The 1,946-nt window shown below is 68.3% G+C and carries 4 protein-coding genes; all 4 read right to left on the minus strand.

Annotation, left to right across the window (positions count from 1 at the left end):
• Positions 1-211: 211 nt before the first annotated feature.
• Positions 212-421 (minus strand): hypothetical protein, encoded by a 210-nt coding sequence (locus tag ACGF2Y_RS36590; protein WP_392956412.1) that lies wholly within the window; start codon positions 419-421, stop codon positions 212-214.
• 2 nt (positions 422-423) lie between these two features.
• A complete protein-coding gene (locus tag ACGF2Y_RS36595) occupies positions 424-816 on the minus strand; it encodes a carboxymuconolactone decarboxylase family protein (protein ID WP_071278497.1) in 393 nt (130 codons plus the stop codon).
• 99 nt (positions 817-915) lie between these two features.
• A complete protein-coding gene (locus ACGF2Y_RS36600; protein WP_071278495.1) occupies positions 916-1,245 on the minus strand; it encodes a TfoX/Sxy family protein in 330 nt (109 codons plus the stop codon).
• Between the two features lie 13 nt (positions 1,246-1,258).
• Positions 1,259-1,714, minus strand: coding sequence for an SRPBCC family protein (locus ACGF2Y_RS36605; protein ID WP_071278493.1), 456 nt, complete (start codon positions 1,712-1,714; stop codon positions 1,259-1,261).
• Positions 1,715-1,946 lie beyond the last annotated feature (232 nt).

Raw genomic sequence — 1,946 nt, forward strand, 5'->3', positions numbered from 1 at the left:
GCTTGATCGACCCCAGCGACCTCGCCAACTACGTCATGCACGCGACAGCCGCAGACCGCGAACGCGAATCAACCCACTAATTCGTCGACGGCCCCACCCGTCCGAGGGCGATCATGGTGCTACGGCGTGGCCCGCCCGCACGGAACGAGCCCGGGCAGCGCCGGCGAACGGCCGTCGCGCCGTCGGGCATGCGGCGCGCGTGCGGCGTCTTTCATGGCCCGTCCGGGGCGGGCGTGCCATGCAGTCGGCGTGCCTGGGTGTCGTAGTCGCTCAGCACGTGTTTGAGCTGCTCCAGCGATTCCTCGGGGATGTCGGGCGGAGCGAACTCGGCCACGTAACGGGCGGCGGCCACCAGCGCCGCGAACTCGAAGGCGTGCGCGGTCGCGCGCAAGACGCCGGGCCGGGCCCACTCCAGGTGCATGATCAGCCCTTCGACGACAGGTATTCCTTGATCTGGCCGAGTTCCTTCTCGAAGTCGTCGTAGTCCTCGCGGATGCCGTTGAGGTACCCGCTCCAGCCGAGGCTGTTCTTCGCGTAGTGGACCGCTTCCTGGATCTCCTCGTCCGTGGCCCCGAAGAGTTTCGCCGCCTCGGTGTGGAAGAGCGTGCAGTAACGGCACTTCGTCTCCGAGTGCAGCGCGATCCCGATCAGTTCCTTGTACTTGTTCGGGATCAGCGTCTCGCCGAGCTCGAGCTTCTTGAAGATCTCCCACTCGTAGTCCAGCAGGTCGTCGGGGATCCGGGAGAAGAAATGAGGCACGAGTCCCAAGGTCTCCTTGATCTCCGCCTCCACCTCGCTCCGGCTACGTCCCGCCATGGCGACCACTCCTCTCAGCAGAGCGGAACAGGCCCCTCCGTCCACGCTAGGCCTCGCCGACGGCCCCTGCGACTCCTGTCCGAACGCCGGCGCGTCACGTCACTTGGGGGGCAGACCGGCGGCGAACGCGTACCCCTGGTCCACCCATTCGGCCAGGGCCTCGTCCTCGGTCAATACTGAGGCGTCTACGACGACCCAGCCGCGCATCGGGCGGCCGGTGAAGTCGAAGACCCGCGCTCCCGGGCGTGCGAGGGCGGTGTCGGTGGCGTCGGGGCCGACCCGGACCATCAGGTCGTCGCCGATCACGCCCACGGCCATGTTGCCGGCGTGCAGGAAGGCCAGGCCGCCGAACATCCGCTTCTCCATGACCGCGGGATCCGCGCCCAGGTGGGCACGGACCCGCTCCGCCAGTCCCTCGTCGAATGCCATGCCGTCCTCGTGATCAGTCCCGCGGCGCGCTCAGCCGCTGTTCCAGATCCCGCAGATCCTTGACCAGCGAGGATCGCACCTTGCGCCCCATGAGCGGCGCAGCGAGACCGTACAGGCCGGACGCGTCACCCCTTACGCGGATCCGGGCGATGGTGCCGCCGCCGGGGTCCGGGTCGAAGGTGTACGTCACATGCATGGGCATCGGGCCCGCAACCGACACCATGTCCAGCAACCGCGGCGGATCGTGGACGGCGACGCGCAGCACGTAGTCGATCCGCTTGCCCAGGAAGTACGCGGTACGGGTCACCTCGGCGCCGACCCCGAAGCCGCCGCCATCGGCCTGGCGCGTCAGCTCCGCCGTACGGATGCCCTGTGTCCACTCCGCGTCGTGGCGCCAGTCCATCGCGTAGGCGGCCACCCGCTCACGGGGCAGCGGGATCACCCGCTCCACGGCCACGTCGATGCCCATGCGCCGCCTCGCTCCCTCTTCTCGGTCATGCGCCCATCTCCATGGACCCACCCGGGTCCGCTACCGGCAACCGGACCTGGGCGAGGGATCTACTGGCCCGTAGGTAAGCGCGGTCACATACCCGGGTGCCGTTCCGCCCTAGGGCCTGTATCCAGTTGTGATCAATGGATGGTCCGCGCGAGGTCCTTGATCCAGATCATGGAGGCGCGGAGATGGAGTCCGGCGAGGTAGC

The sequence above is a fragment of the Streptomyces sp. NPDC048142 genome, from assembly GCF_043202835.1.
Classification (GTDB): Bacteria; Actinomycetota; Actinomycetes; order Streptomycetales; family Streptomycetaceae; genus Streptomyces.